This is a genomic window from Natronospirillum sp., from assembly GCF_022565775.1.
GTDB lineage: Bacteria > Pseudomonadota > Gammaproteobacteria > Pseudomonadales > Natronospirillaceae > Natronospirillum.
Map to the genome: position 1 here is coordinate 1 of NZ_JAIUMC010000142.1, position 5,098 is coordinate 5,098.

Annotated in this window: 3 protein-coding genes; 2 read left to right on the forward strand and 1 reads right to left on the reverse strand. The window is 60.7% G+C overall.

Features of this window, described 5'->3' with window-relative positions:
* Positions 1-57 precede the first annotated feature (57 nt).
* On the reverse strand, positions 58-1,875 hold the full coding sequence (gene dsbD / locus LAT62_RS15815) for a protein-disulfide reductase DsbD (protein WP_293386109.1): 1,818 nt from the start codon (positions 1,873-1,875) through the stop codon (positions 58-60).
* Positions 1,876-2,043: 168 nt separating this feature from the next.
* On the opposite strand from dsbD, the gene LAT62_RS15820 reads away from it, so the two are divergent.
* Together LAT62_RS15820 and gghA are read left to right on the forward strand one after the other, a co-directional pair.
* On the forward strand, positions 2,044-2,388 hold the full coding sequence (locus LAT62_RS15820; protein WP_293386111.1) for a hypothetical protein: 345 nt from the start codon (positions 2,044-2,046) through the stop codon (positions 2,386-2,388).
* Positions 2,389-2,604: 216 nt separating this feature from the next.
* Positions 2,605-4,977 (forward strand): glucosylglycerol hydrolase, encoded by a 2,373-nt coding sequence (gene gghA / locus LAT62_RS15825; protein WP_293386113.1) that lies wholly within the window; start codon positions 2,605-2,607, stop codon positions 4,975-4,977.
* Positions 4,978-5,098 lie beyond the last annotated feature (121 nt).

The window sequence follows — 5,098 nt, forward strand, 5'->3', positions numbered from 1 at the left end:
TCTGTCTTCTGTCTTCTGTCTTCTGTCTTCTGTCTTCTGTCTTCTGTCTTCTGTCGACTAGATTCCAACGAGACTCATGAACTGCCGCTTGCTGACTTCACCCTGCACCGTGCGGGTGCCGTCCTGGGTGCCGTCCGGCTGATAGAACAGAATGGCCGGCGGGCCGAACAGCCCATGCTCATCCATCAACTGCTTGTGTCCGTCATCAAAGCGGGTCACATCGATCTGCAGCCAGCGATAGTCGGACAGGCCGGCTTGCACATCCGACTGCTCGAAGATGCGCCGCTCCATGACGCGACACGACACACACCAGTCCGCATAGAAATCCAGCATCACCGGCTCACCGGCATCCGCCGCCTGCGCCAACTGAGCATAGAGCTCTTCTACCGAATCAAAGCGATAGAAGGGCGCTTCTGCAGTAACGGTACTGCCGTTGCCACTGGCTTGCGGTATCGGGCGCAGCGGATCAGTGCCACCGCTCAGCATGCCCCAGAGGGCAGCCACACCGTATACCAGCAACACAACACTCACTGCCTTGCGCAACTTGCCAGCCGATTCACTGAACTTCTCCAGCGCACCCAGCCAGACAGCGTAGCCAACCGCCAGCAGCCCCCAAAGGCCAAGACTCAGCACCGGGTCGAGCCAGCGCGTTACCAGCCAGATGGCGACCCCGATCAGCAAGACACCGAACAGCACCTTGATCTGCTGCATCCAGGGGCCGGTTTTGGGCAGCCAGCGGGCGCCGCCCACTGCAACCAGAATCAACGGTACACCCATGCCCAGACCCAGCGCGAACAGCGCTGAAAAGCCCAGCAGGGCATTGCCGGTGGTAGAAATATAGATCAGGCCGCCGGCCAGCGGCGCAGTCACACAGGGCGACACCACCAGGGCCGACAATGAGCCGATACCGGCCACCGAAGGCAGGCCACCATGCTGTATGCGATTTTGCAGGTTGGTCACGAACTGGGCGATTGGACCCGGGGTCTGCAGATTGACCAACCCGAACATGGCCAGGCCGAGGCCGGCAAACAGTATTGCAAATACGGTCAGCACCCAGGGCTGCTGCAGCGCGGCCTGGATATTGCCAGCGGCGCCCAATGAGGCAGCCACCACGCCCGCAAGGGCATAGGTCAGGGCCATGGCGCCGACATAGGTCAATGCAATCACCAGGGCGCGTGGCGTGCTGGGCCGATTCTCACCCAGTACCAGTGCACTCATGATAGGAATCATCGGCAGCACACAGGGGGTGAAGACCAGCCCGATGCCCAGCAGGAAGAAGAGCCCGACCGCCAGCCACATGGAACCGCCAGCCAGAAACTCTGCCAGCCCGCCACCCGTCAGGTTGGCCGGGCCGGAAAGAGTGCCTCCGGTACTCCCGCCGGCAGCATTGAAGGAGCCTGCGACGGCACCATTGCCGCTGTCGGTACCACCAGTGATTTCATTGGCAGGGTCGAAGGTGACGGTACGGGTTTGCGGCGGGTAACAAAGGCCTGCCTCGGCACAGCCCTGATAGCGGACCTGAAAGTCTATCGGCCCCTCGGCGTCAACCGGCAGGCGCAGGGTCAGATATTCGTAGTAAACCGGCATGACCTCGTCAAAGGTCGGGTCATACAGCTCCACATCATGGTTGGAGATCTGCATCTCGCCATAGCTGCCGAGGATATCCTCGTCGACATCCGGCGCCAGGGAAATACTGGTCATCTCGCGATACATGTAATGCTCGGGCTGAATGAACCAGTCTACCACCAGTTCGCCGCCATCACTGTGGAACGACATCTGCAAGGCTTCATCAACCGGCAGAAAGTCTTGGCCGGACGCCGGCAGGGCGCTGAACAGGGCCAGAGCAAGGGTGGTCAGCAGGGCACTAGATCGCATGTATCGGGTTCCGTTCAGGAGGCGGTTCAACAAGGCTAACGTGAGCCGTGTCCAATTCTAACAAGTCTGGCCGGAGATCGCTCTTGTCGAAAGTAAATACAGTGTTTTGCAGCATGCTACACCGTCGGCTAACATGCGCTGTGACCCAAGTCTCAGAAAAAGGTTCCCATGCTGGATTTGCAAGCGTTGCGTGTACTGTTGACCGGCGTGGCCAGGGCCGAAGCCACGGTGCCTTATCAGGGCGTGATCAAGGCCCTGCATATCCCGGCTCCTGCCATGCAGACGCTGACTCAGGGGCTGGAAATTCTGCAATGGCAGGATGCCATGCTCGAACGGCCGCCGCTGGCAGCCGTTGTGGTGCAGAAAAAGCAGCCCTATCCGCGCCCCGGGTTCTTTCAGGCCGCACAGGCGCTGCAAGTCTACCAGGGGCCATTGGAGGGAGCAGAGGCCCAGATGTGGCACCAGGACCAGCTGGAGCAACTCTGGCACGCCGTGGCCGAGACCCCATTGTAGGCGCCGGCCTTGGCCGCGCTCGCGCCGCAGGCCCCTTGTTCAATCGGCCAGGGGGCTGGCCTCCTACGGAACACAAGCACCGATCGTGCAGTAGGAGCGCCGGTCCGACGCATCGGCCCCGCTGCGCGATGGGGCCGTCAGGTCCCCCATCTTTGCTCCTGCCCTCCCATCGAGTAGAATACATAGGCCGCAATCGATTGCATGGAATCCAGATTTATGTCCCAGAAGCAATGCACCTTCAACGAAGAAGCCACTCAGGCGCTGGCCAACTGGCGTCAGCAGGTATCCCAGGGGGCGCTTGAGCCCTTTTCTGCAGCGCAGCAGATCGTACGTCGATTCGGCGCTCATTTCAGCGCCGATGGCGACTGCTATCTTGGCTTCTGGGCGCCCGAAGTGCCGGCTGAACACCAACGCGTCGAAGACCTCTGTCTGGAAATCATTACGCCGCTGGCCGAGGTGGATTTCACGCAGGAACAACAGTCCTTCAAGGCCCGGGTCGAGCACCTGCCGGTACTGCGTGATGATGACTACTGCTGGGCGGTGATCAGCGGGATGCAGGCCGGGTCGCGCAACCAGTGCGGCAGTTTCTATTGGCTTAAGTTTCGCGATGCAGAGGGGCAGTGGCAGGTCGTGCGTGACCCTTTTGCCCACTCGCTGCCCTTTGGCGCAAGCTCCCCTGCAGAAGCCTATGACATGACCGCCTTGCATGAAGGCCGCGTTGATCAGACTTATCTGGAACAGGTAAAAGGCCGGGAAGAGCCGGATGGTCTGGTGACCCAACTGGGCCCGGTCAACATCCTGCAGCTGCATCCGGGCACCTCCACAGCGGAGGGTACGCTGGCCGGTCTGACGCGCCTCTACAAGCGACTGGCGAAGAAGGTGGAGAAAGGTGAGCCACTGACACCGGCGGAACGCGCCTATCTGGAGTATGACGCCGTCCAGTTGATGCCGCTGGAGCCGACCATCGAGTTCGAGTCAGGCGACGGGTTCTGGAGTATGAAAGCGGATCAGAAAGGCAACGCTCAGGTGAGCGTGCAGGCGCCCGCCATGACCAATTGGGGCTATGACGTCATGAGCCTGGGCTCTCCGGCCGTAGCCGCCACGGTAACGGCCAGCAAGCGGCCTGAAGAACTGGTGGACCTGATTGCCACCCTGCATACCTTCCCCGGGCAACCAATCCGGGTGATTTTCGACATCGTCTATGGGCACACCGACAATCAGACCGTGGCCTACATGAATGACACCTGGTTTGCCGGCGCCAACATGTACGGGCGAAACCTGAACTATCGGCACCCGGTGGTGCGTGCCGGCCTGCTGGAAATGCAGCGGCGCAAGAGCAACTTCGGCATTGACGGCCTGCGGGTCGACGGCGCCCAGGATTTCAAGATCTGGGACCCAGTCGCAGAGCAGCTCTACCATGACGATGAATACCTGATGGCCATGAGCGACCTGCCGGTCGAAGTCGGCCCGGCCCGCTATCGGCCGTGGATGATCTTCGAGGATGGCCGGCCCTGGCCGCGCGACGACTGGCAGCTTTCATCCACCTACCGGGAGGTCACCCGTCAGCAGCCCGATGTAGTGCAGTGGGGGCCGCTGACGTTCGCTCACAACACGCCCTTTCTGTTTTCGTTCTGGGTGAGCAAATGGTGGCGCTTGCGTGAGATCGCTGAGGTAGGCAGCCACTGGATTACCGGCTGCGCCAACCACGACACATTGCGTCGTGGCACCCAGGTGGACCCGACAGAGGCCATTAACACCTACCTGGGGGACACCCTGCCGGATATTTTCCGCAAGGCCTACAACAATCCAGCCTCGCACATGCTGGATTACGCCATGCTGCCCGGCATCCCGATGGAATTCATCAACGGCAGCCTGGAAGCCCCCTGGAGCTTCATGCGCAATATCGACGACCGATATGGCGTCAAGGTGATGGCCGAGGAAGCCTATTTCACCTACTGGGCGGTGACCGAGGAAGACTTTGGTCGTCGCCAGCACTTCAAACGACTGAAAAAGCGGGGCTTCCGCAATCTGTCGACGCTGCGCGGCTATCTGAACAGTCTGATTGCCTTTGTTCGGGTGACCGACTATGACCTGGCCGCCATTCTGCGTCTGTTGCAAGCCAGCGAAGAGGACTTCTCCAAGCTGGTGAAAGATGTCGCAACCCTGAAAGCCATTGCCCGCGACTGGATGGACGATGTGCATGACTACTGCAACGTCAGCCACTGGCAGGATGGCCTGGCCGATGCGCCCAGTGCGCTGTTTCGCAGTGTGCGTGCTTTCCGGCGGGCCCGACCCGAACTGCGCAATAATCTGCAGGAGGGCGATTATTTCGATTACCTGCATCCCAGTGAAGGGGCAGTGGTGTTCTGCGGGTATCGGCAATTGAAGGACACAGGCGAGGACATATTGTTTGTCGCCAACATGGAGGGATCACCGCGCGAGATCACCCCGGCAGAATTGCCCGTACCGAATCTGCCGCAGGACGGCTGGCAGGTAGCTCTGTTGACACCCGGACTGCCGCAGGCCGACTTCAAGCAGCCGCTGTTTCTGGGGGACAGCGAAGGCGTAGTGTTCATCCGCAAGCGGTAGGATTGTTTGTCGGACCGCACCGCCTACAAATGAGGCACCCTGTAGGCGCCGGCCTTGGCCGCGCTCGGGGCCGCAGGCCCCTTCAAATCGGCCAGAGGGCTGGCCTCCTACCGTGGGAGCG

Bases quoted from the DNA above. Each gene is read 5' to 3' on its own strand.
- gghA (WP_293386113.1), top strand. From the start codon at position 2,605: ATGTCCCAGAAGCAATGCACCTTCAACGAAGAAGCCACTCAGGCGCTG.
- LAT62_RS15820 (WP_293386111.1), top strand. From the start codon at position 2,044: ATGCTGGATTTGCAAGCGTTGCGTGTACTGTTGACCGGCGTGGCCAGG.
- dsbD (WP_293386109.1), bottom strand. From the start codon at position 1,875: ATGCGATCTAGTGCCCTGCTGACCACCCTTGCTCTGGCCCTGTTCAGC.